This window comes from Halomicrobium sp. HM KBTZ05 (genome assembly GCF_041530035.1).
GTDB lineage: Archaea > Halobacteriota > Halobacteria > Halobacteriales > Haloarculaceae > Halomicrobium.
This window is the reverse complement of sequence record NZ_CP168057.1, coordinates 350927-374156: the sequence shown is the minus strand read 5'-3', so window position 1 is coordinate 374156 and position 23230 is coordinate 350927. Positions and strand designations below refer to the sequence as shown.

Here is a 23230-nt window from a genome sequence, read left to right as displayed (position 1 = left end):
CGAACGCTGGGTGCTGGGCTCCCTTACGCCTCACGGTCGATACCCGCACTGTGTGGCTGTTCTGGGAGGGCGCGCCGCCGACGACTACAGCAGCCCGTCCTCGCGAGCGAGCAGGATCGGCGTGAGCGCGAAGCCGTTGACCGGCCCCTCCCGTGACCGCAACACGTCGACGGCCTCGTCGACGGGGACCGTCAGGGTCTCGATGACTTCGCCCTCGTCCGGGTCGGGTTCACCCGCCACCAGGCCCGTCGCGAAAAAGACGTGCCGGACGTAGCGAGTCCACCCTGAGGGGACGTACGAGTCGACGTAGCTGAGTTCCTCGGCGCGGTAGCCGGTCTCTTCGCGGAGTTCGCGGCGGGCGGCCGCGATGGGTTCCTCGCCGTCGTCGATCCCGCCAGCGGGGAGTCCCAGCGACCGCAGCCGGAACCGCGGGCGGTACTGCTCGACGAAGACGAGTTCGTCGTCCTCGGTCGGCGCGACGACGATGACGGCGTCGGACGGCTCCAGCCAGTAGTAGTCCGCGAGCGCTCCGTCCGGCCGCTCGACCCGGTCGTAGCCGGCCTCGAAGAAGGGGGTCTCCCAGACGACGACGCTCTCTCGGACCGGCCACTCGGGATCCGGTCGGTCCCAGGGATCTCGTGGCTCCTCGCTCACAACAGCCCCTCCGCTCGCGCGAGCAAGATCCCCTCGATCGTGGCGTCGTTGGCCGGTTCGTTGCGGGCCACGTCCAGTGCGTCCGCGATGGGGACGGTCGTGACTGTGAGGAACTCGTTGTCGTCGAGGTCCGGCTCGACCGGTTCCAGTCCCTCGGCGAAGACGATCCCTCGCCGGTGTCTGAGGACGCCGGTCGAACACCAGAACTCCTCCAGCAGCGAGACGCCAGCGGCCTCGAAGCCGGTCTCCTCGCGGAGTTCGCGCCGGCCAGCCTCGGTGTAGGACTCGCCGTCCTCGACGATGCCCGCCGGCAGCTCCAGACACTGCTCGCGGATCGTCGGCCGGTACTGATCGACCAGGAGCAGTTCGTCGCCGCTGCGAGCGACCACGACGACGGCGTCGGGTAGCTCCGCCCAGTAGTACGCCTTCTCGCTCCCGTCCGGTTGTCGGACGCGATCGTAGCCGCCGGTGTACCAGCCGGTCTCGTACTCGGTCTCGGAGTCGACGATCGGCCACTCGTGGGTCGGCTCGCGTGTCATGGTCGGTCCTGTGTGACGCCGATACGATAAAGCGTCCCGTTGCGTGCCACGCGTACCGACTCGCCGTCGGCCGCCTGTGGGTTGCGCTGGCGCAGCGCCGCCAGTTCGTCGAACGGCGAGTGCGTGAACGCGCCCTTGATCCCGACGGGACCGCGCCAGTAGGGTTCGGAGTAGCCGGTCTGATTCGCGCCCGCGTCGGCGATGGCCGTCGTCGTGAACGGGTGGGTCCGTTCCGAGAGCGTGTCGCCACCGACGGCCGTCGCGTTCGGTCCGGCGGTGACGTTCGTCTCGTTGGCGTCGACCTCGCCGACCGGCGTCGCACTCACGTAGTAGGGATCGCCGCTGCGAAGCAGCGACGGCGCTGCCCCCAGCGCGAGCAGGAGGACCAGGACGACCCCGATGCCCAGCAGGAGGTTCCGGGTGACCGTCCGCATCAGACCACGTCCTGGTAGATCCGAGCGACGGCCTGTCGACGCAGCGTCGCGACGGCGGCCGCTTCCTCTTCCTGGAACGTCGCCGCGACGGCCTGCTCGGCGAACGGCGGGGCGTGCCAGGCGACGTTCTCGACGTTGTCGGCACCGACGACCTCGACCTCGTGGTCGGCCGACTCGCGCCACTCGTCGAACGCCTCACGGGTACCCACTCGCACCTGCAGGGCCTCGCCGAACATGGCTTCGCGGGCCGTCTCGACGACGTCGCTGGTCACCCGCTCGTCGTACTCCTCGCTGTCGAACGCCATCGACTTGGCGACGGCCTTGACGACGACCTGTGCCGTCGAGCCAAGCGCCTCGTAGCGCTCGCGTGCCTCTCGGGCGGTCTCCGGTAGAAACGTCCCCTCGGTGTGCATACCCCCGCTTGGTCTGGCGGGGACTACTCGGTTTCGTCTGCCGACTCGGACCGCTCCGCGTCCGCCTCTCGCATCGCCTCGGTCATCTCGCGCGCTTCTTCGAGAATCTCAGCTGCCTCGTCGTCGAGCTCCCCACTGGCGCGCTCGCGGGCCTGCTGGGGATCGATGCCGTGGCCCTGTCCGTGCTGGTGGTCGTGGCCACCGGCCTCGAAGGGGAACTCCGTCTCCGCGGCCAGTTCGACGACCTCGGCGGCCAGTTCGTCTTCGCCGTGGTCCCCCCAGTCGGGGACGTGTTCGTCGAGCCAGTCCTCGTGGTCGCCGCCGCCGGTCAGCGCCGTGAACGCGAGGTGGTTCGCCAGGTGGCCGGCGTCGGCCTGTGGCTCCTCGCAGACGGGGCAGGCATAGCCCATACGGGGACAGAGTGCCCGAGACGGGTATAAACTGTCGATTACCCGTCGTCCAGCGCCCGGATCATCACCAGCGCGTCCTCGCCGTTGCCGTAGTAGTTGGGGATCGTCCGACGGTGTTCGAAGCCGAACGACCGGTACAGCGAGCGTGCGGCCGTGTTACCGACTCGGACTTCGAGCTTGACCGAGCCCGTTCCGGCGTCTTCGAGCACGTCGATGGCACGCCGGAGCAGTCGTCGACCGATCCCCTGCCCGCGGTACGCTTCGTCGACGGCGAGGTCCTTGACGTGGCCCAGCGGCGTCCCGTGGTTGGGGACGGTGTCGGCGACGACGTAACCGAGCAGTTCGGGCTCGTCGTGGCGCTCGTCGACGGCGACCAGAAAGCCGGGTTCGCCGACGTAACTCTCGAACGCGGAGAACGGCCAGGGCTGTGGGAACGCGGCCGACTCGATCCGATGGACCGCCAGCAGGTCCGACCGCGTCGCGGGACGGACCGTCGGCGGCTCCGTATCGCTGTCGGGAACGGTCGTCACTGCCGCTCTCTACGTCGCGGGCTCACTAATGGATGGCGGCCTCGGGGTTCCCGGTGACTGATACTGCCGGCTGTCACTTCGTGACGAGCTTCGCCACCCGGGGTGGCGAAATCATTCACAGATGTACAGCCGGTAGTACGACAGACCCTCTATTCTTTGGTCCTGGGGCACGGGACATGTTCGCTCCTGCGACCGGCGTGTACGTCTCACATCGTGCCAAAAAGCTCTTAACTATCAAGGACGCAAGAGTAAACGCACCCAACTGGGTGCTACCCCCACATCCCCCCAACCATCCCACCCCACTTTCGTTTTCGCCGCTAGAAGAAATCGCTCACGTACACGTCTCGCGCCCCGAACGTCCCACTCAGCGCAGCCACGGCGTCGTCGGTCGCAGTGACGACCTCGCGGGCCGCCGCCGTCTCGATCGACAGCGTTCCGACGTACAACTGTGCCAGGACGGCCGAGTCGACCACGAGACCGGGCTCGTCGGTCGTCGCTCCGGGTTCGAGTCGCCGGCACGTCAGGTCCGGTTCGACTCGGAACTGCCCGTCGTTGCTGGGCGCGAGCGGATCGGTCACCTCCACCGTCACCGCTTCGGCCGGCCCTCGCTCGGCGGGGAGCGTCTCGATCGCCGTCGGTACGTCGACGACGTACCCGCTCGCTCCCGGCTCGACCGACGCCTCGACGGCGTCGGGGTCGGCGGCCTCTCTGAGCAGCCGCCGTTCCCGCGGACACGCCCACTCCACGCGGTCGGCCTGTGGAGCGTGGCGTTCGAGGAAGCCAAGCAGCTGTCGGCGCGCCCGCTCGCTCCGGGTGGCCAGCTCCTCGACGGTCAGCGTCTCGGCGTCGCGGTCGAGCCTGTAGACGACGTAGCCCGCGGGCCCGTCGTCCTCGTCCGGCGTCCAGGTGTAGGCCCACGCGTCGTCGAGCACCCGCTCGCGCCACCACCGCTCGGTTCGTCGGAGCGCCAGCTCGTAGTCGCTGGCGTCAGCCTCCCACACCGCTTCGAGGCGTCCGAAGTCGTCCGGTCCGACGCGCTCGAAGCGTCCCGCCGGGCCGGGATCTGCCATCGCCGCCGGTGGGAAGGCGTAGGCCGTCTCGGTGTGGACCAGTCCCCACCCACGCTCCCGGTAGTAGTCGATCGACGCGGGCCACAAGACTGCGTAGGACAGCCCGCGGTCGGCGAACTCTCCGACGGCCGCACGCAGGAGTCGCCGTCCGTATCCTTGCCCGCGGTGTTCCGGCGGTGTGACGAACCCCCTGATCCCGCCGATCGTCCGCCACGCGCCCGCGAGACGCACGTCGATCTCCAGCAGTGCACAGATCGAGCGGAACCGCCCGTCTTCGACGTAGGCCCACCGCTCGCCCAACGCCCGCGGCACCGTCTCGCCCGGGTCGGGGACGCCGCCGTCGCCCCAGACGTGGTCCTTGATTCGCTGGTGTGTCGCCCGTTCGTCCTCGGTGACGCTGCGGAACGTGCCCATGGTGTCGAGGCGGCGGCGAGGTCAACAAGCGTTGGGGTCTACCGATCCGTGGGCGTCTCGTCGCCGCATGGCCGTCGCTTCCCGTCGCCGGACTCCGACAAAAATGTGCGCGGTTCGTGTCGTCCCGATCGGACGCGGTTCCTGGCTGCTCCGATCACGAGGGCGAGGTTCTTCGCTACGCTCAGAACCTCGCTCGCCTCACGGCGCGTGCGAGGCGGTTTCACCGCCTCGGCATGCGCCGTTCGGCCGTCGGAGACCCCTCGCGATGCTCGGCGTCTCCCGTCAGTCGTCTGCGGGTGCCGCGCCGCTGTCGTCCTCGTACTGCTGTTTCGTGTGGGTGAGCTTGCCACCGGAGGCGAGGAACCGGCGCTCGCGCTCGGAGGCGTCCAGCGTGGCGCTCGCTTCCCAGTCGTCGTTGACACGGATGGTGAACTCCGTCTCGCCGGACTGGATGGCGTCGGCCACGTCGGTGACGATCTCGACGTCGTCGCCCTGCTCGATCTGCTCGTAGGTGTCCGCGTCGATCTCCAGGGGAACGATCCCGAAGTTGAAGAGGTTCGCCTTGTGGATGCGGGCGAAGCTCTGTGCGAGGACGGCGTCGATGCCGAGATACATCGGACAGAGGGCCGCGTGTTCGCGCGAGGAGCCCTGCCCGTAGTTCTCGCCTGCGACGAGGACGCCGCCGTCGTTGTCCTTGGCGCGCTGGGCGAAGGTGTCGTCGACACGCGAGAGCGTGAAGTCGCTCAGCTTGTCGATGTTCGAGCGGAACTTGAGGATGTCCGCCGTCGCCGGGATGATGTGGTCGGTGGTGATGTTGTCCTCCATCTTGAGGAGCGTCTCACCCTCGATGTCCGATCCCAGCGGGTCCTTCAGCGGCACGTCGCCGATGTTGGGGCCCTTGATGAGCTCGTCGTCGACGGCCTCGTCGGGCGCGATGAGGTCCGACTCGGAGTTACCGATGTACTCGTCGGGCAGCTCGATGCCCGGCGCGTCCAGATCGCCGAGTTCGTCGGCGAGGTTGCGCGGGTCGACGATTTCGCCTTTGAGTGCCGCCGCGGTGGCGACCTCGGGCGAACAGAGGTAGACGGAGTCGTCCTCGATACCGGAGCGACCCTCGAAGTTGCGGTTGAAGGTCCGCAGCGAGACCGAGTCCGAGGCCGGGACGTGGCCGATGCCGATACAGGCACCACACGTCGCTTCCGAGAAGTTGACGCCAGCGGCCATCATCTCCGCCGTCCAGCCCTCGCGAGCCAGCATCTCGGAGGCCTGCTTGGAGCCGGGCGCGACGATCATCTCGGTCTTCTTGTCGACGTTGCGATCCTCCAGCATCTTCGCGGCCGGGAGGATGTCCTCGTAGGCACCGTTCGTACAGGAGCCGATCATGACCTGCTCGACGTCGACGCCCTCGACTTCCTCGACGGGGACGACGTTGTCGGGCATGGACGGCTGTGCGATGAGCGGTTCGAGATCCGAGAGGTCGACGACGATCTCGTCGGCGTACTCGGCGTCGTCGTCGGGCTGGAGCTCGACGTACTCGTCTTCGCGACCGAGGCGCGAGAGGTAGTCCTCGGTCTGCTCGTCGGTCGGGAAGATCGAGGTGGTCGCACCGAGCTCGGTCCCCATGTTGGTGATGGTCGTCCGCTCGGGGACGGTCAGGCTCTCGGCGCCGGGGCCGGTGTATTCGAGCACCTTGCCGACGCCGCCCTTGACCGAGAGCCGGCGGAGCAGTTCGAGGATGACGTCCTTGGCGGTCGCCCACTCGGGCAGCTCGCCTTCGAGGCGGACGTTGACGACCTCGGGCATGTCGATGTAGTAGGCACCGCCACCCATGGCGACGGCCACGTCGAGGCCGCCCGAACCGATCGCCAGTTCGCCCAGGCCGCCGGGGGTCGGCGTGTGGGAGTCCGAGCCGAGCATCGTCTTGCCGGGCGCGGCGAAGTTCTCCTTGTGGACGTTGTGACAGATACCGTTGCCGGGCCGGGAGAAGTGGGCACCGAAGGTCCCAGCGGCCGAGCGCAGGAAGCGGTGGTCGTCCGTGTTCTTGAAGTCAAACTGGTAGGTCTGGTGGTCACAGTACTGGGCGGCCAGTTCCGTCTGGACCTCTTCGAGTCCCAGCGCTTCGAACTGGAGCCACACGAGCGTCCCAGTCGTGTCCTGTGTCAGCACCTGGTCGATTTCGATCCCGATCTCCTCGCCGGGCGTGAGTTCGCCTTCGACGAGGTGATCGTCGAGGATTTTCTCCGTGAGCGTCTGTCCCATAACGTCCGTGAGTCGACGGCGCGCGCGTATAAATCCCGCGTATTCCCGCGAGTTTTCGAGCGGTGTCTGCCGAATTGTGGCCTTTTGCGCCGGTAAGCCACCGGATCTGCTCAGTTTCTCGCGACTCTCGCCGAGGATCTTTGCCGATCGTTCGATACTGCTCGGGAAATCCGAACCATTGTTCATCCGGATCCGTCTCGCGTCCCTCGGTTCGACGTGGCGGTCTCGGAAGGCTCATCACGCTGGTTACCGACCGATCGGGCATGTACAAGAGCGGACGTTTCGTCGCCGAGGCACTGGGTGACCTGCGACCCGAACAGGTCCAGCCAAACGGCGTCGACCTGACGCTCGCGGCGGTGTCCGAACAGGTCGAGCCGGGTCGGATCGAACGCGGCGACAAGCACGTCGGTGACCGGACCGAGATCGAGCCCGACGACGGCGTCTACCGGCTCGAACCCGGCGCGTACGTCGTCGAGTACGGCGAACGGGTCGCCGTCCCGGAGGGCCACGTCGGCTTCGTCTACCCGCGCTCGTCGCTGATGCGCAACTCCTGTATGCTCCACACTGCCGTCTGGGACGCCGGCTACGAGGGCCGCGGCGAGGGACTCCTCGAAGTCCACCACGAGATCGAACTCGAGGCCGACGCCCGGATCGCACAGTTCGTCCTCGCCGAGGCCGCCCACGAGGAGACCTACGAGGGTTCTTACCAGCACGAGAAGCTCGACTGATACTGCCAGCTGTCTCTATGGTGTCCGGTCGTAACTCCAGCGGTTACGACTCGGATCACAGACGGACAGGTGGCAGTATGGGATTGCCAGCTGTCCCCGTAGTGGCCGGTCGGAACTCCAGCGGTTACGACTCGGATCACAGACGGACAGGTGGCAGTATGGGATTGCCAGCTGTCCCCGTAGTGGCCGGTCGTGACTCCGACGGCGGGCGGTCGGCGAAAGAACTATGACGTGGTGCCGTGTACCGCACAACTGCATCACTTCGGAGGTGATGCCAGGGCAGCGGCTCCCGTACACTGCGAGAACGGCTGCCCCAATTCGTCAGTCTGGTCACTGGGTCGGCACGCGCTGTTCGCGGCCGACCTATTTTCGTTCGCCCAGTCACGACGCTCGACGGCAGTCTCGTTGTTTCCGGTTGTTTCAGAGCCAGAAACTACTCGTACTGGATTATATGTGTCGCGGCCGTTCGACCGCGTATGGACTCGGACGACAGTACAGTGTACATGATTCGTGGGGACACCGGGGACGAGTGGGTCAGTCCGACGCCGGCCGAAGACGTGATCGTCGAGTCGCTGCTCTCGGCCAGCGAGCTGACGGCGGCGGAGATCGGCGATCTCGGGCGCTACGTCGAGGCCGACGAGCTGGCCGCGGTCGTCAACGGCAGCGACGAGGCGATCACCTTCGCGGTCGAGGGCTACGACGTGACCGTCACCAGCGACGGCGACGTGACCGTCGAGTAGCCCCCGGCGGCGTGCATCACACCTATAGACGAGGGGCACCACCCACTCGCTATGACGCGCGTCGCGCTCATCGCACACGACGAGAAGAAGCCCGACATCATCGATCTGGCACGGGAGTACGAGACGCTGCTGGAAACCTTCGACGTCGTCGGGACCGGCACCACCGGCAAGCGCATCACCGAGGCGACGAATCTGACCGTCGAGCGCAAGGAGTCGGGACCGGTCGGGGGCGACACCCAGATCGGTGCCGAGGTCGTCGACGGTCGGATCGACGGCATCGTCTTCCTCCGGGATCCACAGACCGCCCAGCCCCACGAGCCGGACATCTCGGCGCTCCTGCGGATCTGTGACGTTCACGACGTGCCCCTGGCGACGACCGAGACCGGCGCGGTGTACCTGCTCGACGGTTTAGCTGCAGCGGCTGGGTTCGAGCGCTGAGGCCGTCTTTTCGTCGCGCCTCCCGAACGACGCTTCGGCGTACGTCCGACAGAGCGGACCGTCAGCGCGAACGGCGACGGTGAATCACTCCGTGTAGTCGGGCCGTTCGGCGTACTCGACGGGGTCGCGTTCGCCGAGATTCTGGAACGCCTGGAGTCGGAAGGCACAGGCGTCACAGGTCCCACAGGCCGGGGGCGACTCGCGGTAGCAACTCCAGGTGTCCTCGTAGGGCACCCCGAGTTCGAGTCCGCGCTCGGCGATGTCGGTCTTGGACCACTCGACGAAGGGCGCGACCAGTTCGATCTCGGTGTCTGGCTTCGTGCCGACCTCGATCACCCGCTGGAACGCCTCGAAGAACTGTGGGCGGCAGTCGGGATACCCCGAGAAGTCCTCGGAGTGAGCCCCGATGAACACCGCCGAACAGTCGTTGGCCTCGGCGTAGGAGACGGCCATCGACAGGAGGTTCGCGTTCCGGAAGGGGACGTACGAGGTCGGGATCTCGTCGCTGTCCAGATCGGCGTCGGCCACGGCCATCTCCTCGTCGGTCAGCGAGGAGGCCCCGATCTGCGTGAGGTGGCCGGTCTCGACGTGGAGGAAGTCGGCCGCGTCGACGTGGTCGGCAAGCGCCTCAGCACACGCGCGTTCGGTCTCCTCGGTCGCCTGGCCGTAGCTCGTGTGCAGGAGGTACAGCTCCTCGTAACCCCGTTCGGCGGCCTCGTATGCCGCGGTCGCGCTGTCCATCCCGCCCGAGGCCAGCACCACGGCGCTGTCGGTGTCACTCATGTTTCTTGACGGCGTCGGTGAACCGCTCGCGTTCGGTCGTCGTCGGCGTCCCGACGACCGAGCGAGTCGTCGTCGTGGTGGCCGTCTCGACGCCGCGCATGGCCTCGCACATGTGGGTGGCCTCGATCTCGACCAGCACGGTCGCGGCGTCCAGTTCGGAAGCCAGTCCGTCGGCGATGTCGCGCGTCAGTCGCTCTTGCATCGAGGGCTTGCGGCCCTGCCAGCGGACGTACCGGACCAGCTTCGAGAGGCCGACGACCCGCTCGTCCGGTCGGTAGGCGACGTGCGCCGTCCCGTGGTAGGGCAGCAGGTGGTGCTCACAGAGGCTGTAGACCGGAATGCCGGTCTTGACGACCAGCCCCTCCTGATCGGCTTCGAAGGTCCGCATCGTCGGCTTCTCGGCCTCGCGGTTGGCCTCGCTGAACGTCTCGAACAGCGCGGGCACCCGGCGCTGCCAGGTGGCTTCGAGGCCGTCCGCGGTCGGGTCCTCGCCCATCGATTCAAGCAGGAGGCGGGTGCCTTCCTGTGCTTTCTCCCAGTCGATACCCTCGCCGTCGGGGACTGCGGCCGGGGCGTTCGCCGCCTCGGTCGCGTCCTCTATCGTTGTCTCGTCGGTCATGGTGTGTCTCAGGTGCCCGGGGCGTCGTTCCAGAGGTCGACGTGGAGTCGCGGCGTGTATCGGTAGCCGCGTTCCAGCGCGAGGTCGGCCACGACCCCGCGCGTCTCGTCGAGATCTGAACGCGTCTGCCCCTCGGGCATCAACAGCACGTCTGCGTCGTCGATCGTCGTCTCGGTTCGCTCTCGAAGCTCCTCGACCGTCCGGTCGATCTCCGCCACGTCGTCGGGACCGGTGACGACGAACTTCAGCTGGGTCGGGTAGCGCTCGACGAGCGTCGCCAGCGCCTCGTGGTCGAGGCGGCGCTGCTCGTGGCGCTGCTCCCAGTCGCCCTCGCCGGTCGGGTCCCGCTCGGGGGTCGGCGTCGAGGACGCCAGCTTCGGGCTGACACTCGCCAGGTCGATCGGCGCGTCGACGGCGACGGTCCCGTTGGTCTCGACGGTGGTGTGGTACCCTCGCTCGTCGAGTCGCTCCAGCAGGTCGAGGGTCTCCTCGTGGATCAGCGGCTCGCCGCCGGTCACCACGACGTGGTCGGCGTCGTAGCCCTCGATCTCGGCGACGATCTCGTCGATCGTCAGCCAGGCGTGGCTGGGCTCCCAGGAGGTGTGATAGGAGTCACAGAACCAACACCGGAGGTTACAGCCACTCGTCCGGACGAACACCGACGGGACCCCCGCCAGCTTCCCCTCGCCCTGGAGCGAGTGAAACAGCTCGTTGATCGGCAGGGCGTCGGCCTCTGACGGCGTCTCGGCCGCGCCCTCCGCGACCGGATCGGCGTCGACGGGCATCTACGGCCCCGCTGCGAGTTCGCCCGTCTCGCGGACGGTCACACCCACGTCGCTGACGGTGTCCGGAAGTGATTCTGCGAGTCGCTCTTCGAGGACGATCGCCATCACTTCCGCAGTCGGCGGGTGGTCGAGCACGACCAGCGCGTCGCCGTCGCCGCTGCGCTCGAAGGCGTCGACGAGGGGATCGCCCGCTTCGACGAGGAAGCGGTGGTCCCAGTCGTCGATGGCGTCGGTCACGTCGCCCTTGTCGACGACCCACCCGTCCGTCGTGAGCGCCCCGGTCACCCGGACCGTCACCTCGTAGTTGTGGCCGTGGGGCCGACTGCACTTCCCGTCGTGGTGCATGATCCGGTGGCCCGTGCTGATCCGGATGGGACGGTCGCCGCCGACGACGAGTTCTCGCTCGCCCGCGTCGGCGATCGCGTCCGACCGCTCGGTCGATAATCCTTCAGCCATACCTGGGTATTACTCTGGGGGTGCTTAAAACGTCCGAACCGCCGAAACCGATAGGGGGATCCGGCCCTCACGGGACAATGTGACACGCGCTGCCGTCAGGGACGGGTTCGAGCGGTACGTGAACGGACTGGCAAGCAAGACGAGCGACGCCTTCAGTATCTCCCGGGCGTTGCGCAGCGCCACCGGTCCGGAGGGGGCGGTGATTGATCGCCTCCTCTCGCACAGCGAAACGGTCGACCGGAAGATCGTCCAGCCAGAACTGCAGTCCTACCGGGACGCGATCCTCCACCAGTTCGACGCGGTCCTCTCCTATGCCGCCAGCGACGACGACTTCGAGGTCTTCGCCGACGAGATTCTGGCCCGCGACCTCTACTGGGACGCACTCCGATCCGACATCTCACCGGACCGCAAGCGCGAACTCCGCGAGACGCTGCTGGCTCGCCAGCGACGCATGGGCGACGCCGTTGCGCCGCTGGTCGCCGCCGACGCGGAGTCGCTGTGGGCCGCCGCGGCGACCGCCTACGACTGGGAGGCGACGACGGACCTGATCGACGCCCAGTTTGCCTTCACCGAACCGCTGCACGCCTCGCCCGAGGCCTACGCACTGACTATCGACATCGACCCCGGCGACCTGCTGGGCGGGCTGGCACGCGCGCTCCCGTCGATCACGGTCGACTACACCGACGAGGCGCTGCGGGCGATGACCCAGGCCGAGGCGTTCGTCGTCGATCGAGCGAAAGCCGACGCCGAATCGCACTTCGCGTAGTCCGCGCCTCAGCGGCCCGCATCGAGGTCCTGGTCGGCCCGAGCGTGGCGCGTCCAGCGCTTCTCGACGTCGCGGTTGGCGACGACCACGAGGTTCCCTTCGTCGGTCTCGATCCGGGTCTTCCGGAGGTCGATACTCACGAGCCGGCCCGTCACCGACGCGGTCTCGACGCGGTCTCCCTCCGAGAAGTCCTCGTCTTGCAGGAGGTACACCCCTGCGACAGTGTCGGCGATCATCTCCTTGAGTGCGAACGCGACACCCAGCCCGATGAAGCCGCTGGCGGTGCCGAGGCTGGCGGCAACATCGCCCAGCCCCACGACCTTCAGGAGCCCCAGGGTCGCCCCGAACCACAGGAAGATCCCGACGACGGTGACCACGAGGTCGACGATTAGCTGCTCCTCGTCCCGGTAGAGCCGATCGACGACCGACCGGACGACCGCCAGTACGAGCTTGATCGTGAGATAGGCGAGCACGAGAAAGAGCAGTCCCGACAGCAGCCGCGGCACTGCCACGACGATCCCGTCGACGAACTCCGAGAGGATGGCGCTCGTCGACGGCTCGACGGTCGGCGCTTGCGTCGCTTCTTGCAACATGGCCTCGACTACGCCTCACGCCCGAAAGAGCGTGGGGGTGTCGGCGGGACCGTTCCGGGTGCAATGCAGTTACGACCGAACTGCGAGCGACACGACATCTTCGAGGGACGTTTGTTCGAGAATTACCGTTCGGTATCCGTGGTCGACCAGATCTGTCGGATTCGTGGTGGCCAGTTCTGTCGTCTGACCTGTCTCTTCTGAAACATCGTGTGCATCGAGACAGATACGGCGGTCGTCCCATGGGATTTCCGAGAGCTTGCCGTCGATATCGGCATATTCGCTATCTCGTTCCCACACTTCCACTTTCTTCATGAGGGCTTCTCTGTTCTCAATCGCGATCTGTTCGATGTCCCGTGCGAGGTTACGGAGCCGCTCAGTCAGGTCGGCAATGTGGATGAAATTCGGCACTTCATCGCTGTAGAACGTATGTAGTGTTGTCCCAGCAGGGTTGTTACCTGAGACCAGATTCTGGCGAATCCGGGACGTGTCCATCGAATCAAGCTGTCCCTCGAACTCCGAATCGTGTAGTCGATCAATGTGATCGAAGATGCCGTTTGCAATCTCCTGCGCAAGACTCGGTTCTCTATTCAGATACTCCGATTCTACATGATCAGAAACGAACAACGCGAAGTCGTGATCATCGAGATACTCCCGACAGCGATGATGATGTGAGTCATCGCGAAAACAAAATCCTAGTACGACACCGGTATCCAGAAACGACGCGTCCGACATCTATTCTCGGGCAAGGAGTCGCTCAATCTGCTCGTCGATGGTCTGTGAATACGCGTCTGAGACCTGATCGAGCTCTGTGCTTCGTGATCGGTCGCGAAGGAGTTCCGACCGTATGGTCGTGAGATGAGTCGTGAACTTTTCTCGCTCTTTGGCCGCGTCTTCCTCCCAGTCTTCGAGTCGTTCGTCAGTTATGTTCTGGTTGTATGTGAACCGAAGTACAGCCTTACTGAGTGTCCGGATATAATCGTCGAGGAACTCCGCAATCCGGCTGTACTCGACGGAGTGGTCCACCATGAGACGAACTGTATCGTCCCACCGGAGATAGAGCGTCTTCAAATCGTCGTAACGGGCCTCTCCGTCCGGATATGTGGCCATCATCTCATCGAGTTGCCGCTTGAGGTACTCCTCGTTCGATTCTCCACCGCTACTGTAGTTCTCCAGTCGTTCCTGTCTCCCGAGATCGATTGTACTCAGGAGCCATCGAAGCTCGCTGTATTTCCGAATAAACTCGTTTTCTGCGTGCTTCTCATACTGATACTGTTTGATCTCTTCAACGTTCTTGCGTCCGAATTCTCGAACTGTCCATCTGACGGCATCCGGAATCGATTCGAGACCCTCTTCAGATACGTCGAATGCTTCGACCTGCAGTTCCTTCGGGAGATACTGCTGACCATCCCAGCCGATGGCAAGCGGCGCATTATAAAACCGCTTCGAGAACTCGTGTTCGTTTGCGAGCTCCCCGTACATATACCAGTAGCGAGGGAGACCGACTTCGTAACCACGTGACTCGATGAGGCGGCGATCAGCGATACAACAGAGTTTGAGAAACTTCGATCTCGAAATCTGGTCGTTGCTCTGTTCTTTCAGCCGCTTCAATAGTAACCACCCCAAGAACTCTGGCTCACCGAACTCCGGATCTTCTTGGGGCATTGTCTTCTCTGACTATCCGTATGAGAGGCTTTTAACGTTTCTCACTTTTGTGAGTGATCGAGTGAGCAGCAATACTGTCGTGCAGTCCCCAGCTACTCCATTGGAATCCGGACGGACACTACCGGCTGTACGTCTGTGAAGCATTTCGCGACCCCGTGGTCGCAAACATCTTGAAACAGTTACAGCCGGCAGTATGAACCCTCCTGCTTCGATATTTACGAAATTTTCACCGAGTCACAGCCGCTCGTGACCTATACGTCCCGCTCGGCGACTTTCACCAGCTGCTTGCCGATGTTCTCGCCCTCGAAGAGGCCGAGGAAGGCGTCGGGGGCGTTCTCCAGGCCCTCGGTGACGGTTTCGCGGTACTGGACGTCGCCGGTCTGGACCCACTCGCCCAGCTGCCGGGTCGCGGCCTCGAAGCGGGGCTGGTAGTCGCCGACGAGGAACCCCTCGACGGCGGCGCGCTTCTCGACCAGCGTCGCCAGCTTGCGCGGGCCGGTCGGGAGTTCGGTCGCGTTGTACTGGGAGATCTGCCCACAGACGGCGACGCGAGCGTCGACGTTGAGTCGGGTGAAGACGGCGTCGGTGATCGGGCCGCCGACGTTGTCGAAGTAGGCGTCGACGCCGCCGGGGGCCGCCTCGTCGAGTGCCGCTCCGTAGTCGTCGGTGGCCTTGTAGTTGATCCCGGCGTCGAAGCCGAGTTCGTCTTCGAGGAACTGGACCTTCTCGTCGGAGCCGGCGAAGCCGACCACGTGAGCGCCCTGGAGGCCCGCGATCTGGCCGGCGACCGAGCCGACCGCGCCCGCCGCGCCGCTGACGACGAACGTGTCGCCCGCGGTCGGCTGTGCGATCTCCTTGGTCCCGAAGTACGCCGTGCGACCGGGCATGCCCAGCACGCCCAGCGCCGTCGAGATCGGGGCCAGCTCGGGGTCGATGGGGTACAGCTCCGTCCCCGGCGCGGTTGCGTAGTCGGCCCATTCGAGTTCACCCGTGACGACGGTCCCCGCTTCGAGGCCCGCGCCGTTGGACTCGACGACTTCCCCGACGACGGCGGCCTCCATCGGATCGCCGACGCCCCACGGATCGGCGTAGGACTCGCGGGCGTCCATCCGACCGCGCATGTAGGGGTCGACCGAGAGGTACAGCGTCCGGACGAGTGCTTCGCCGGGGCCTGGCGTCGGCACGTCGCGCTCTGCCAGCTCGAAGGTGTCCTCGTCCGGTCGTCCGTCGGGTCGCTCCGCAAGCAAGAAGACGCGGTTGGTGTCTGACATCGGTCTCACTTCGGCGGGCACCCGGAAGTGGCTTCGGACACCGCACGTCCGTTTGTGTGCGTTGTTGGGCGCGAAGTGAATCACTACCCAGCGCCAGCCGGCAGGCTGATACTCCCGGCTGTACGTCTGTACCGAATTTTGCGACCCCGTCGTCGCGAATCTCTTGAAACAGTTACAGCCGGCAGTATGAAGCCACTCGCCGAACACCCCCAGACAGAGCGATGGCGAGCGAGCTGACCCTCCGACAGTACGACCCGCGAGACGCCCACGCCGTCTGGGAACTCCACGAGTGGGCGATGCGGGTCGCCGGCACCGATCCGGCGGACGTGCCCGGTACCGACGACCTCCGGGCAATCGAGACGCAGTACCTCGACGCGGGCGGGGAGTTTCTGGTCGGTATCGGAGACGGCGAAGACGACAGCGACGCCGCCGTCCCAGAGACGTTCGACGGACCGGTGGTCGCGATGGGCGGGCTCTTGCCCTCGGAGTCTGGCCACGACGACGAGCGGACGGTCCCCGGCGCTGCCGAACTCCACCGGATGCGCGTCGCCCCGCCGATGCAGGGCCGTGGCCACGGCCGAGACCTGCTGGCGACTCTCGAACGACGGGCGGCCCAGCTGGGTTTCGAGACGCTACTGGCGACGACGGCCGTCCGGCAGGAAGCGGCGGCACGGTTCTACCCCGCTGCGGGCTATCGCGAGGTCGACCGCTCGGTACAGGGCGAGTACGAGCTGATCCACTTCGAGAAGACGCTGTGAGCGCGCCGCCGTCGCGGCGGGCTGTCTCACGATAGAAGATTTAAGACCGCGGGCGGTAGAGGGTCCGCATATGTCTGACGGCGACTTCGCGGGGTACGGCGGCCGCCACGTCCCCGATCCGCTGGTAGCACCGCTCGAACAGCTCGCGACGACCTACGACGACATTCGAGAGACGACGGCGTTCCAGACGGAGCTCCGGGACCTGCTCGAATCGTTCGCCGGGCGACCGACGCCCCTGTTTCACGCGGAGACGCTCAGCGACCGCTGGGGTGCGGAGATCTTCCTCAAGCGCGAGGACCTGCTCCACGGCGGGGCCCACAAGATCAACAACACGCTCGGACAGGCGCTGCTGGCCAAACAGGCCGGCAAGGAGCGACTGATCGCCGAGACCGGCGCGGGCCAGCACGGCACGGCGACGGCGATGGCCGGCGCGCTGCTGGACCTCGACACGGAGATCTACATGGGCAAGAAAGACGTCGAGCGCCAACGGATGAACGTCTTCAGGATGCGCCTGATGGGTGCGCAAGTCAACGAAGTGACCCAGGGCGAGGAGGGACTGGCCGAGGCCGTCGACGTCGCTCTGGAGGACTTCGCTCACAACGTCGACGACACCCACTATCTCGTGGGCAGCGTCGTCGGCCCCGACCCGTTCCCGCGGATGGTCCGGGACTTCCAGAGCGTCATCGGCGAGGAGGCCCGCGAGCAGTTCCGCGAGCGCACGGGCGAGTTGCCCGACGCCGCGGTGGCCTGCGTCGGCGGGGGCTCGAACGCCATGGGGCTGTTCCACGCCTTCCGGGACGACGACGTGGCCTTCTACGGCGGCGAGGGCGGCGGCGAGGGCGCGGACTCGGAGCGCCACGCCGCGCCGCTCGCGGCGGGCTCCGAGGGCGTCCTCCACGGGATGAAGACGCGGGTCATCGACGACGACGTGTCTGTCCACTCCGTCTCGGCGGGCCTGGACTACCCCGGCGTCGGCCCGGAACACGCCATGTTCCGCGAACTCGGCCGCGCACAGTACCGCGGAATCACCGACGAGGAAGCGCTCGACGCGTTCCGCGAACTCTCCGAGTCCGAGGGGATCATCCCCGCACTGGAGACGAGCCACGGCCTCGCGCTCGCGAAGCAACTGGCCGAGGACGGCGACCACGAGACGATCCTCGTGAACCTCTCCGGACGGGGCGACAAGGACATGGCACAGGCCGCAGAGCAGTTCGATCTCGCCTGATACTACCGGCTGTCCGTCTGTGCAGCATTTCGCGACCCCCCGGTCGCGGTTCCGCTGTTCGATTCCGCCGGATTTATCAAAATATTATTTCAAGCGCTAGTATGGATCGACGGACGTTCCTGACGACGACCTGCGCTGGCACGGCGGCCCTCTCTGGATGCCTGTCGGCGCTTCCGTGGACGAGCGGAGGGAACACGCCACTGCCCGAGGTCCCCGGCGGTTCCTGGACACAGCACGGGGCGGACGCCGCCAACACGTTCGCCCCGGCCGTCTCCGCGCCCTCGCGGGCGGCCTTCGCGTGGACGTCTTCGGCGTTCACGCGCTGGGACCCAGTTATCGCCGACGGTACGATCTACACCACGAACTTCGATCCCAGCAACGACGGCAGTGCCATCGCGCTCGACGCACAGGACGGTACCGAACAGTGGCGAACGACGCTCGACAGGGAGGGCCGTCACGGACGCGCCCTCCTCGACGGCCGGTTCGTCGTCGCACACGACTCCGGCCTCGTCGCCCTCGACCGACAGGAGGGAGGCGTCGACTGGGAGCGCGCCGTCGAGGGGATCGACACGTCGCTTGCGCAACTGCTCGCCGTCGAGGCGTCGACGGGGACGATCGTCGTTCCGTACGCCGACGGCCTCAAGGCGTTCGGGGCGACGGACGGCGAACGGCGCTGGAAAACGCCCGAACTGCCGGGCCAGCGGGTCACACCCGCTATCGCCGACGGGACGATCTACGCCGTCGGCAGCGTCGACGGGACAGACACGCTCGCCGCGCTCGCGCTCGGCGACGGATCGGTCCGCTGGACGCGCTCGCTCGACGGACGGGCCCCGAGCGCGCCGGTCGTGACCGACCACGGCCTCCTCGTCGTCGACGACCGGACGCTCGTCGTCCACGACCGGGAGACGGGCGACCGCCGCAGCGAACGCCACTCGTTCGACTACGACGGGACGACCTTCGACGCGACGGTCGCTACCGACGGCACGACGGCGTTCGTGACCAGCGACGACGGACTCACCGCCGTCGACATCGCCGACGGAACGACCCGGTGGCACTACGACGAGTGGGTGTACACCGACGGCTTCTCGGTCGGGACCGAGACCGTGGTCGCGATGGCCGACGGCGGCGAGTCCACCGACCGGACGATCACCGCGTTCGACCGCGAGACGGGCGAGGCGCGCTGGGACTACGTGATGGACGGCTTCCACACGCCCTCGATCGGACCGATCCTCGCCGACGGTGCCGTGTTCTTCGCGACCAGCAGCACCGACGGCCTCGTCGCCATCGGAGACGTTCCGGAGTGACACCGCCGATACGTTGCGGGACGACTCGCCCTTCCGGGTGACGACGCGGGCCACAGACGAACGGCCGACGGTCCGACCCCTTCGAACTCTCGCGCCCGATCTCCGGCAAACTCGTGAACCGTCTAACACGTTCGGGAGATTTTTACTGCTTGGTACGGTATACCACGGCATGTCTGGTCCATCGCACGGCGTCGACGATCCAGTCGACGAACTGAGCGAAACCGAGGAGTTCGACAGCCTGATCGGTATCGTCGGCGACGGCGTCGTCGGCGCGGCGGGCGGGCTCGTCGGGACGGCGCTGTCGACGGTCGTCTTCCTCATCGCGGAGAGTCTCGGCGTCTTCGAACGGTCGGCGTTCGCGCTGCTGACCGAACTCGTCGGTATCGAGGAACTGGTCCCACCGATCCTCGCGGGCTATCTCATCTTCCTCGCCGGTGGAATGGCCCCCTGGCCGCTGCTGTACGCCTCGCTGAAGGGGTACCTGCCCGGTCGTCGAGACCCCGTCAGCGGCGCGTTCTTCGGGTTCGCGATCTGGACCGGCTTCGTACTGGGCTTTTACACCGGCCAGTCCGGCCTCGCGCTCGTCGGCTACGCCGTCCTGACGCTGCTGGCACACGTCGTCTACGGCGTCGGCCTCGGACTCGTCTTCGAGTACTTCCGGACCCGGCCCAACTCGATCGTCTGATCTCGCGGCGGCCGAGAGCGGTACGCTTGTCTCTCTCGCCGGCCACACACGCGTATGCACCTCTCCGAGGCCACCTGGACCGACGCCGCGGATCTCGACACGGACCTGGCCGTCCTCCCGGTCGGCAGCACCGAACAGCACGGCCCCCACGGCCCGCTGGGGACCGACGTTCTCACGGCCGAGGCCGTCGCCGAAGCCGGGGCCGAGGCCTACGACGGCGAGGTCGTCGTCGCGCCCGCGATCCCGGTCGGCGTCGCCGAGGAACACCGCCACTTCGCTGGGACGCTGTGGGTCGGCGAGGACACCTTCCGGGACTACGTCGGCGAGACGATCGCGAGCCTCGCCAGCCACGGCTGGGATCGGGTCGTCGTCGTCAACGGCCACGGCGGCAACGTCGACGCGCTCCGGGAGATCTGCGGGCGAGTCACCCGCGACGGGACGGGCTACGCGGTCCCGCTGACCTGGTTCGACGCCGTCGACGCGCCGGACATGGGCCACGGCGGCCCGGTCGAGACGAGCCTCCTCCTGGCGACCGACCCCGAACTCGTCCGGAGCGACCGCCTCGAAGCCAGCGCGGCCGACGCCGCCGACTCGTGGGGCGAGTTCGAACACGGCGTCAATCTGGCCTACGACACCGAGGCGTTCAGCGAGAACGGGACGGTCGGCGATCCGCGAGCGGCGAGTGCCGACCGCGGCGCGGCGTTGCTCGACGCGGCGAGCGAGGCGCTGGCGGACGTGCTGGGGAGCGTCAGAGACCGCGATAGTACCAATTGAAACGATCGACACACCGATCGCACTGCTGTCGTGCGATCGGGTGTGCATCGATTTTCACTGGCTACTATAGCCTAGGCCTCTGCCTCGGCGTCTGCGTCGGCGTCGGCCTCGGCGTCGTCGGTCTCCTCGTCTGCGTCTTCGGCGAACTCTTCGAGGGTCCCCCGGAGCTGTGGGATCGTGCTCGTCAGCTCGCCCACCTGCTCGCGGGCCGTCTCCACGTCTTCGAGCAGCGTTTCGAGCGCGGCGATGTCTTCTTCGAGGTCACCGGCGTCCTCGAAGGCGTCGGCACGCTCGCCCATCGTGTACCACTTCTTTGCGTCTCTGAGGTGTTCTTCGGCGTCTTCCACGTCGAGTGCGCCTTTCAGTGCGTTGAGCACGCCCAGCGTGTTGTCGGCGTCGACGTCCCAGATGTCGTCGGCCACCGGGAGGACCGCGCGTGCTTCGTCGAGTGAGGCCTCGACGTCGTCGCGCATCTCGGAGGCGGCCTCGCCGAACAGTTCGTCGTCGTCGAGCGTCGATTGGCTCATGGTCACGTGTTCACACGGCGGGGAATTAAAAGCCCGCCTGAAAGTGAAAGTGTAACCGCAAGCGGGTAGCGGTCCGGGTGCGACGAAACCGAAAGACGCTACCGGACCGTGGTTTCGTCGGCTCGCAACTCCTCGCGAACCTCGGGGATCGGGTCGAGATCGTCGTCGACGCCGCCGAGCACCAGCATCGCGTAGTAGCGCAGGAACGACTGGAGCGGTGCCTGTACGAGTCCGCCCACGAGCAGCGCCACCACGAAGAAGGCCAGTCCGAGCACGGCATAGACCGCGATCGCGGCCGTACTGAACGCCGCGAACGTGTAGACGCCGAAGGCGACGAGCCCGAACGGAATCGCCACGAGCGCGAGCGCGAACAGCATGACGATGCTGCCGAGGATCCCGACGCCGATCCCCAGTAACACGCTGACGACGAGGTAGACGAGGTACTCCGCGAGGTTACTGGTGATCGACGACCACAGCCGACTCCAGGCAGCGAGCAGGCCGCGGTCCTCCGCCAGCATGATGGGGACGACGAACACGGTCGTGAACCCGTTGACGATCCCGGTGCCGATCACCAGGAGCACGATCAACGGGATCGCCAACGCGAACAGGCCCAGCGACGCCGCGACGTTGTCGACGCCGCCAGCGACCAGCAGTCCCACCAGGAACAGTCCGACTACGAACACCCCAGCGGCGAGGACGATCGCGACCTGAAAGCCAAGCAGCCGGAGGCCGTTGCCGACGTTGCGCGAGAAGTACCGCCGGACGTGGACCTCGCGCTCGAACAGCGACTCGACGAAGACGAACTCCATGATCGGCGAGGCAAACAGCAGCAGGAGGGCAAACAGGACGGCAAACCCGGCGACGGCGATCGCGACTACACTGAACGTGATATCGGGCGTCACGCTCGCGGCTCCGGCACCCGGCGCGGTCCCGAGGTCACCGTTGCCGGCGAACTGCGGTACGTTGCTTGCGTTGTTCAGGACGCCACCGCCGCCGGTGACGAAGAACATGATCACTGCGAGACGAAGCCACGTTCCGCGATCGAAGGGGAGGAGGAATCCCTTCGTGGCCTCGATTGCGTCGTCGATAGCATCCAGGGCAGCGTATCCCATGTACGACGGTACAGCGACGACGGCACTAAAATTATCGCTTTTCGAACACACCTCGCGGACGCTACTCGGGGGCGGCCACGTCGTCGACCGCCATTAGCGGATAGTCGCCGTCCATCCGCATGCTCGTCTCGACGGCGACGCCCTCGTAGTCGATAGTCATCTCTACCTCGGCGAAGCGACCGGTGAACTCGGTGTAGTCGGCCGACTGCGCCTCGATCTCGGCACGGAGCGCCTCCTCGCGGATGTCGACACGCACGTCCTCGCAGTGGGGCTGGTTCTCGATGGCCTCGGCCATCGCCGCCGCCAGCGAGTCGGCGCTGTCTGGGCTGATCGGCGTCCCCGCGAACTGGTGGTACAGCGAGCCGAACTTCACGCCCGCCTCGAAACACGCGACCTGTGGATCTGTCGGGTCCATACCCGTCGGTGGGGGCGACCTGACGAAAGACTGTCGAGAGAGCGCCGAAACCGCAAGGTACGTATCGCCCCCGCCGTAGCATCTACCTGAATGAACGAGCCTGTTCTGCTCACGGGCGCTGGCGGTGCGGTCGGGGAGGCTATCCTCGGTGGGCTCGAAGACGACTACGAGTGGAAGCTCATGTATCACAGTCCGCCCGTCGAGGAGCCCGATCACGACTACGTCGTCGGTGACGTGGCGAACGACGAGGACGTTCGGGCCGCCGTCGAGGGCGTCGGGGCGATCATTCACCTCGCCGGGGATCCACGACCCGACGCGCCGTGGAAATCCGTGCTGGCGAACAACATCGACGGCACCCAGAAGATGTACGAGGCGGCCATCGACGAGGGCGTCGAGCGGTTCGTCTACGCCTCCTCGAACCACGCCGTCGGGGCCTACGAGGACGAGCGCAAGCCCGACCTGTACCGTACGCACGACGATTTCCGTCTCGACGGCTCCGAGTTCCCCCGACCGGGGAACCTCTACGGCGTCTCGAAGGCCACGGGCGAGGTCATCGGCCGGTACTACCACGACGAGTACGGGATCAACGTGTGCAACGTCCGCATCGGCAATCTCACGAAGGGGCACCCGCCGATCGACTACGAGCGCGGGCAGGCCATGTGGCTCTCCTACCGCGACTGTGCCCACATCCACGACCGGGCCCTCGTCGCCGACTACGACTTCGAGATCGTCTACGGCATCTCCGACAACGACCGCAAGTACTACTCGCTGGAGCGAGCCAAAGAGGTGCTTGGCTACGAACCGCGGGACAACTCCGCGCACTTCGACGGCGGCGAGCGGGTCGAGACCGACGGCTGAAGCCTTCT

Annotated in this window: 29 protein-coding genes; 10 read left to right on the top strand and 19 right to left on the bottom strand. The window is 66.3% G+C overall.

The genetic code is table 11. The annotated features are described in order from the left end of the window. Nucleotides 1-84: 84 nt before the first annotated feature. The 8 genes from ACAH01_RS01970 to ACAH01_RS01935 all read right to left on the bottom strand — a co-directional run bounded on the left by ACAH01_RS01970 (nucleotide 85) and on the right by ACAH01_RS01935 (nucleotide 6723). Nucleotides 85-654: an NUDIX hydrolase gene (locus ACAH01_RS01970; protein WP_153554718.1), complete on the bottom strand. Its 570-nt coding sequence runs from the start codon at nucleotides 652-654 to the stop codon at nucleotides 85-87. After that, complete coding sequence (locus ACAH01_RS01965) at nucleotides 651-1193, bottom strand: NUDIX hydrolase (protein ID WP_372480078.1); 543 nt, start codon at nucleotides 1191-1193, stop codon at nucleotides 651-653. Before ACAH01_RS01965 ends, ACAH01_RS01970 begins: the two co-directional genes overlap by 4 nt. Continuing rightward, nucleotides 1190-1627: a hypothetical protein gene (locus tag ACAH01_RS01960; protein ID WP_372480077.1), complete on the bottom strand. Its 438-nt coding sequence runs from the start codon at nucleotides 1625-1627 to the stop codon at nucleotides 1190-1192. Before ACAH01_RS01960 ends, ACAH01_RS01965 begins: the two co-directional genes overlap by 4 nt. Then, nucleotides 1627-2040, bottom strand: coding sequence for a DUF5809 family protein (locus ACAH01_RS01955; protein ID WP_372480076.1), 414 nt, complete (start codon nucleotides 2038-2040; stop codon nucleotides 1627-1629). Before ACAH01_RS01955 ends, ACAH01_RS01960 begins: the two co-directional genes overlap by 1 nt. A gap of 23 nt (nucleotides 2041-2063) precedes the next feature. Further along, entirely contained in the window at nucleotides 2064-2450 is a 387-nt protein-coding gene (locus ACAH01_RS01950; protein ID WP_372480075.1) for a DUF5810 domain-containing protein, read from the bottom strand. Between the two features lie 38 nt (nucleotides 2451-2488). Further along, nucleotides 2489-2980: a ribosomal protein S18-alanine N-acetyltransferase gene (gene rimI / locus ACAH01_RS01945; protein ID WP_208628925.1), complete on the bottom strand. Its 492-nt coding sequence runs from the start codon at nucleotides 2978-2980 to the stop codon at nucleotides 2489-2491. A gap of 317 nt (nucleotides 2981-3297) precedes the next feature. Beyond that, complete coding sequence (eis, locus tag ACAH01_RS01940; RefSeq protein ID WP_372480074.1) at nucleotides 3298-4464, bottom strand: enhanced intracellular survival protein Eis; 1167 nt, start codon at nucleotides 4462-4464, stop codon at nucleotides 3298-3300. 282 nt (nucleotides 4465-4746) lie between these two features. Further along, complete coding sequence (locus tag ACAH01_RS01935) at nucleotides 4747-6723, bottom strand: aconitate hydratase (RefSeq protein ID WP_372480073.1); 1977 nt, start codon at nucleotides 6721-6723, stop codon at nucleotides 4747-4749. Nucleotides 6724-6986: 263 nt separating this feature from the next. Between ACAH01_RS01935 and ACAH01_RS01930 the strand changes: the two genes are divergently transcribed. The 3 genes from ACAH01_RS01930 (at nucleotide 6987) to ACAH01_RS01920 (ending at nucleotide 8629) form a co-directional block, all read left to right on the top strand. Then, nucleotides 6987-7451, top strand: a complete 465-nt coding sequence (locus ACAH01_RS01930) for a deoxyuridine 5'-triphosphate nucleotidohydrolase (protein WP_372480072.1) — start codon at nucleotides 6987-6989, stop codon at nucleotides 7449-7451. 476 nt (nucleotides 7452-7927) lie between these two features. Further along, complete coding sequence (locus ACAH01_RS01925) at nucleotides 7928-8191, top strand: HalOD1 output domain-containing protein (RefSeq protein WP_372480071.1); 264 nt, start codon at nucleotides 7928-7930, stop codon at nucleotides 8189-8191. A 51-nt stretch (nucleotides 8192-8242) separates the two neighbouring features. After that, on the top strand, nucleotides 8243-8629 hold the full coding sequence (locus tag ACAH01_RS01920) for a methylglyoxal synthase (protein ID WP_153554704.1): 387 nt from the start codon (nucleotides 8243-8245) through the stop codon (nucleotides 8627-8629). A gap of 84 nt (nucleotides 8630-8713) precedes the next feature. On the opposite strand, the gene queC is transcribed toward ACAH01_RS01920, so the two are convergent. From queC to ACAH01_RS01900, 4 genes are read right to left on the bottom strand one after another with little or no spacing between them, the layout of a single operon-like run. Beyond that, nucleotides 8714-9412 carry a 7-cyano-7-deazaguanine synthase QueC gene (queC, locus tag ACAH01_RS01915; protein WP_153554703.1) on the bottom strand — a complete coding sequence of 233 codons (699 nt, stop codon included), beginning with the start codon at nucleotides 9410-9412 and terminating at the stop codon, nucleotides 8714-8716. Then, nucleotides 9405-10031: a GTP cyclohydrolase I gene (gene folE, locus ACAH01_RS01910; RefSeq protein WP_372480070.1), complete on the bottom strand. Its 627-nt coding sequence runs from the start codon at nucleotides 10029-10031 to the stop codon at nucleotides 9405-9407. Before folE ends, queC begins: the two co-directional genes overlap by 8 nt. A gap of 8 nt (nucleotides 10032-10039) precedes the next feature. Beyond that, nucleotides 10040-10816, bottom strand: a complete 777-nt coding sequence (locus tag ACAH01_RS01905; RefSeq protein WP_372480069.1) for a 7-carboxy-7-deazaguanine synthase QueE — start codon at nucleotides 10814-10816, stop codon at nucleotides 10040-10042. After that, on the bottom strand, nucleotides 10817-11272 hold the full coding sequence (locus ACAH01_RS01900; protein WP_372480068.1) for a 6-pyruvoyl tetrahydropterin synthase family protein: 456 nt from the start codon (nucleotides 11270-11272) through the stop codon (nucleotides 10817-10819). A gap of 79 nt (nucleotides 11273-11351) precedes the next feature. Between ACAH01_RS01900 and ACAH01_RS01895 the strand changes: the two genes are divergently transcribed. Next, nucleotides 11352-12038: a hypothetical protein gene (locus tag ACAH01_RS01895; protein WP_372480067.1), complete on the top strand. Its 687-nt coding sequence runs from the start codon at nucleotides 11352-11354 to the stop codon at nucleotides 12036-12038. A gap of 8 nt (nucleotides 12039-12046) precedes the next feature. On the opposite strand, the gene ACAH01_RS01890 is transcribed toward ACAH01_RS01895, so the two are convergent. The 4 genes from ACAH01_RS01890 to ACAH01_RS01875 form a co-directional block, all read right to left on the bottom strand. Next, a complete protein-coding gene (locus ACAH01_RS01890; RefSeq protein ID WP_170092801.1) occupies nucleotides 12047-12631 on the bottom strand; it encodes a mechanosensitive ion channel domain-containing protein in 585 nt (194 codons plus the stop codon). Between the two features lie 69 nt (nucleotides 12632-12700). Next, nucleotides 12701-13363 (bottom strand): hypothetical protein, encoded by a 663-nt coding sequence (locus ACAH01_RS01885; RefSeq protein WP_372480066.1) that lies wholly within the window; start codon nucleotides 13361-13363, stop codon nucleotides 12701-12703. After that, nucleotides 13364-14293, bottom strand: coding sequence for a hypothetical protein (locus ACAH01_RS01880; RefSeq protein WP_372480065.1), 930 nt, complete (start codon nucleotides 14291-14293; stop codon nucleotides 13364-13366). A 251-nt stretch (nucleotides 14294-14544) separates the two neighbouring features. Then, nucleotides 14545-15564 (bottom strand): NADP-dependent oxidoreductase, encoded by a 1020-nt coding sequence (locus tag ACAH01_RS01875; protein WP_372480064.1) that lies wholly within the window; start codon nucleotides 15562-15564, stop codon nucleotides 14545-14547. Nucleotides 15565-15785: 221 nt separating this feature from the next. Here ACAH01_RS01875 and ACAH01_RS01870 point away from each other — a divergent pair, with 221 nt between their 5' ends. From ACAH01_RS01870 to ACAH01_RS01850, 5 genes are all read left to right on the top strand, one after another. Continuing rightward, nucleotides 15786-16322: a GNAT family N-acetyltransferase gene (locus ACAH01_RS01870; RefSeq protein WP_170092799.1), complete on the top strand. Its 537-nt coding sequence runs from the start codon at nucleotides 15786-15788 to the stop codon at nucleotides 16320-16322. Between the two features lie 70 nt (nucleotides 16323-16392). Continuing rightward, nucleotides 16393-17547: a tryptophan synthase subunit beta gene (trpB, locus tag ACAH01_RS01865; protein ID WP_170092798.1), complete on the top strand. Its 1155-nt coding sequence runs from the start codon at nucleotides 16393-16395 to the stop codon at nucleotides 17545-17547. Between the two features lie 101 nt (nucleotides 17548-17648). Then, a complete protein-coding gene (locus ACAH01_RS01860) occupies nucleotides 17649-18851 on the top strand; it encodes a PQQ-binding-like beta-propeller repeat protein (RefSeq protein WP_372480063.1) in 1203 nt (400 codons plus the stop codon). Nucleotides 18852-19020: 169 nt separating this feature from the next. Then, the gene (locus ACAH01_RS01855) at nucleotides 19021-19536 is read left to right on the top strand and encodes a DUF6789 family protein (protein ID WP_372480062.1); all 516 of its coding nucleotides are present in this window, start codon (nucleotides 19021-19023) and stop codon (nucleotides 19534-19536) included. Nucleotides 19537-19590: 54 nt separating this feature from the next. After that, nucleotides 19591-20310: a creatininase family protein gene (locus ACAH01_RS01850; protein WP_372480061.1), complete on the top strand. Its 720-nt coding sequence runs from the start codon at nucleotides 19591-19593 to the stop codon at nucleotides 20308-20310. Between the two features lie 71 nt (nucleotides 20311-20381). Here ACAH01_RS01850 and ACAH01_RS01845 read toward each other — a convergent pair whose 3' ends face one another. The 3 genes from ACAH01_RS01845 to ACAH01_RS01835 form a co-directional block, all read right to left on the bottom strand. Beyond that, on the bottom strand, nucleotides 20382-20837 hold the full coding sequence (locus ACAH01_RS01845) for a DUF5790 family protein (protein ID WP_372480060.1): 456 nt from the start codon (nucleotides 20835-20837) through the stop codon (nucleotides 20382-20384). Between the two features lie 98 nt (nucleotides 20838-20935). After that, nucleotides 20936-21949, bottom strand: a complete 1014-nt coding sequence (locus tag ACAH01_RS01840) for a hypothetical protein (RefSeq protein ID WP_170092794.1) — start codon at nucleotides 21947-21949, stop codon at nucleotides 20936-20938. Nucleotides 21950-22010: 61 nt separating this feature from the next. Next, nucleotides 22011-22364, bottom strand: a complete 354-nt coding sequence (locus ACAH01_RS01835; RefSeq protein WP_170092793.1) for a dihydroneopterin aldolase family protein — start codon at nucleotides 22362-22364, stop codon at nucleotides 22011-22013. Between the two features lie 90 nt (nucleotides 22365-22454). Here ACAH01_RS01835 and azf point away from each other — a divergent pair, with 90 nt between their 5' ends. Further along, complete coding sequence (gene azf, locus ACAH01_RS01830; RefSeq protein ID WP_372480059.1) at nucleotides 22455-23222, top strand: NAD-dependent glucose-6-phosphate dehydrogenase Azf; 768 nt, start codon at nucleotides 22455-22457, stop codon at nucleotides 23220-23222. Nucleotides 23223-23230: the final 8 nt, after the last annotated feature.

What these genes read in the sequence shown, in the direction of transcription:
- ACAH01_RS01965 (WP_372480078.1), bottom strand. Translation starts at nt 1,193, where the DNA reads ATGACACGCGAGCCGACCCACGAGTGGCCGATCGTCGACTCCGAGACC.
- ACAH01_RS01960 (WP_372480077.1), bottom strand. Translation starts at nt 1,627, where the DNA reads ATGCGGACGGTCACCCGGAACCTCCTGCTGGGCATCGGGGTCGTCCTG.
- ACAH01_RS01955 (WP_372480076.1), bottom strand. Translation starts at nt 2,040, where the DNA reads ATGCACACCGAGGGGACGTTTCTACCGGAGACCGCCCGAGAGGCACGC.
- ACAH01_RS01950 (WP_372480075.1), bottom strand. Translation starts at nt 2,450, where the DNA reads ATGGGCTATGCCTGCCCCGTCTGCGAGGAGCCACAGGCCGACGCCGGC.
- eis (WP_372480074.1), bottom strand. Translation starts at nt 4,464, where the DNA reads ATGGGCACGTTCCGCAGCGTCACCGAGGACGAACGGGCGACACACCAG.
- ACAH01_RS01935 (WP_372480073.1), bottom strand. Translation starts at nt 6,723, where the DNA reads ATGGGACAGACGCTCACGGAGAAAATCCTCGACGATCACCTCGTCGAA.
- ACAH01_RS01930 (WP_372480072.1), top strand. Translation starts at nt 6,987, where the DNA reads ATGTACAAGAGCGGACGTTTCGTCGCCGAGGCACTGGGTGACCTGCGA.
- ACAH01_RS01925 (WP_372480071.1), top strand. Translation starts at nt 7,928, where the DNA reads ATGGACTCGGACGACAGTACAGTGTACATGATTCGTGGGGACACCGGG.
- ACAH01_RS01920 (WP_153554704.1), top strand. Translation starts at nt 8,243, where the DNA reads ATGACGCGCGTCGCGCTCATCGCACACGACGAGAAGAAGCCCGACATC.
- queC (WP_153554703.1), bottom strand. Translation starts at nt 9,412, where the DNA reads ATGAGTGACACCGACAGCGCCGTGGTGCTGGCCTCGGGCGGGATGGAC.
- folE (WP_372480070.1), bottom strand. Translation starts at nt 10,031, where the DNA reads ATGACCGACGAGACAACGATAGAGGACGCGACCGAGGCGGCGAACGCC.
- ACAH01_RS01905 (WP_372480069.1), bottom strand. Translation starts at nt 10,816, where the DNA reads ATGCCCGTCGACGCCGATCCGGTCGCGGAGGGCGCGGCCGAGACGCCG.
- ACAH01_RS01900 (WP_372480068.1), bottom strand. Translation starts at nt 11,272, where the DNA reads ATGGCTGAAGGATTATCGACCGAGCGGTCGGACGCGATCGCCGACGCG.
- ACAH01_RS01890 (WP_170092801.1), bottom strand. Translation starts at nt 12,631, where the DNA reads ATGTTGCAAGAAGCGACGCAAGCGCCGACCGTCGAGCCGTCGACGAGC.
- ACAH01_RS01885 (WP_372480066.1), bottom strand. Translation starts at nt 13,363, where the DNA reads ATGTCGGACGCGTCGTTTCTGGATACCGGTGTCGTACTAGGATTTTGT.
- ACAH01_RS01880 (WP_372480065.1), bottom strand. Translation starts at nt 14,293, where the DNA reads ATGCCCCAAGAAGATCCGGAGTTCGGTGAGCCAGAGTTCTTGGGGTGG.
- ACAH01_RS01875 (WP_372480064.1), bottom strand. Translation starts at nt 15,564, where the DNA reads ATGTCAGACACCAACCGCGTCTTCTTGCTTGCGGAGCGACCCGACGGA.
- ACAH01_RS01870 (WP_170092799.1), top strand. Translation starts at nt 15,786, where the DNA reads ATGGCGAGCGAGCTGACCCTCCGACAGTACGACCCGCGAGACGCCCAC.
- trpB (WP_170092798.1), top strand. Translation starts at nt 16,393, where the DNA reads ATGTCTGACGGCGACTTCGCGGGGTACGGCGGCCGCCACGTCCCCGAT.
- ACAH01_RS01860 (WP_372480063.1), top strand. Translation starts at nt 17,649, where the DNA reads ATGGATCGACGGACGTTCCTGACGACGACCTGCGCTGGCACGGCGGCC.
- ACAH01_RS01855 (WP_372480062.1), top strand. Translation starts at nt 19,021, where the DNA reads ATGTCTGGTCCATCGCACGGCGTCGACGATCCAGTCGACGAACTGAGC.
- ACAH01_RS01850 (WP_372480061.1), top strand. Translation starts at nt 19,591, where the DNA reads ATGCACCTCTCCGAGGCCACCTGGACCGACGCCGCGGATCTCGACACG.
- ACAH01_RS01845 (WP_372480060.1), bottom strand. Translation starts at nt 20,837, where the DNA reads ATGAGCCAATCGACGCTCGACGACGACGAACTGTTCGGCGAGGCCGCC.
- ACAH01_RS01840 (WP_170092794.1), bottom strand. Translation starts at nt 21,949, where the DNA reads ATGGGATACGCTGCCCTGGATGCTATCGACGACGCAATCGAGGCCACG.
- ACAH01_RS01835 (WP_170092793.1), bottom strand. Translation starts at nt 22,364, where the DNA reads ATGGACCCGACAGATCCACAGGTCGCGTGTTTCGAGGCGGGCGTGAAG.
- azf (WP_372480059.1), top strand. Translation starts at nt 22,455, where the DNA reads ATGAACGAGCCTGTTCTGCTCACGGGCGCTGGCGGTGCGGTCGGGGAG.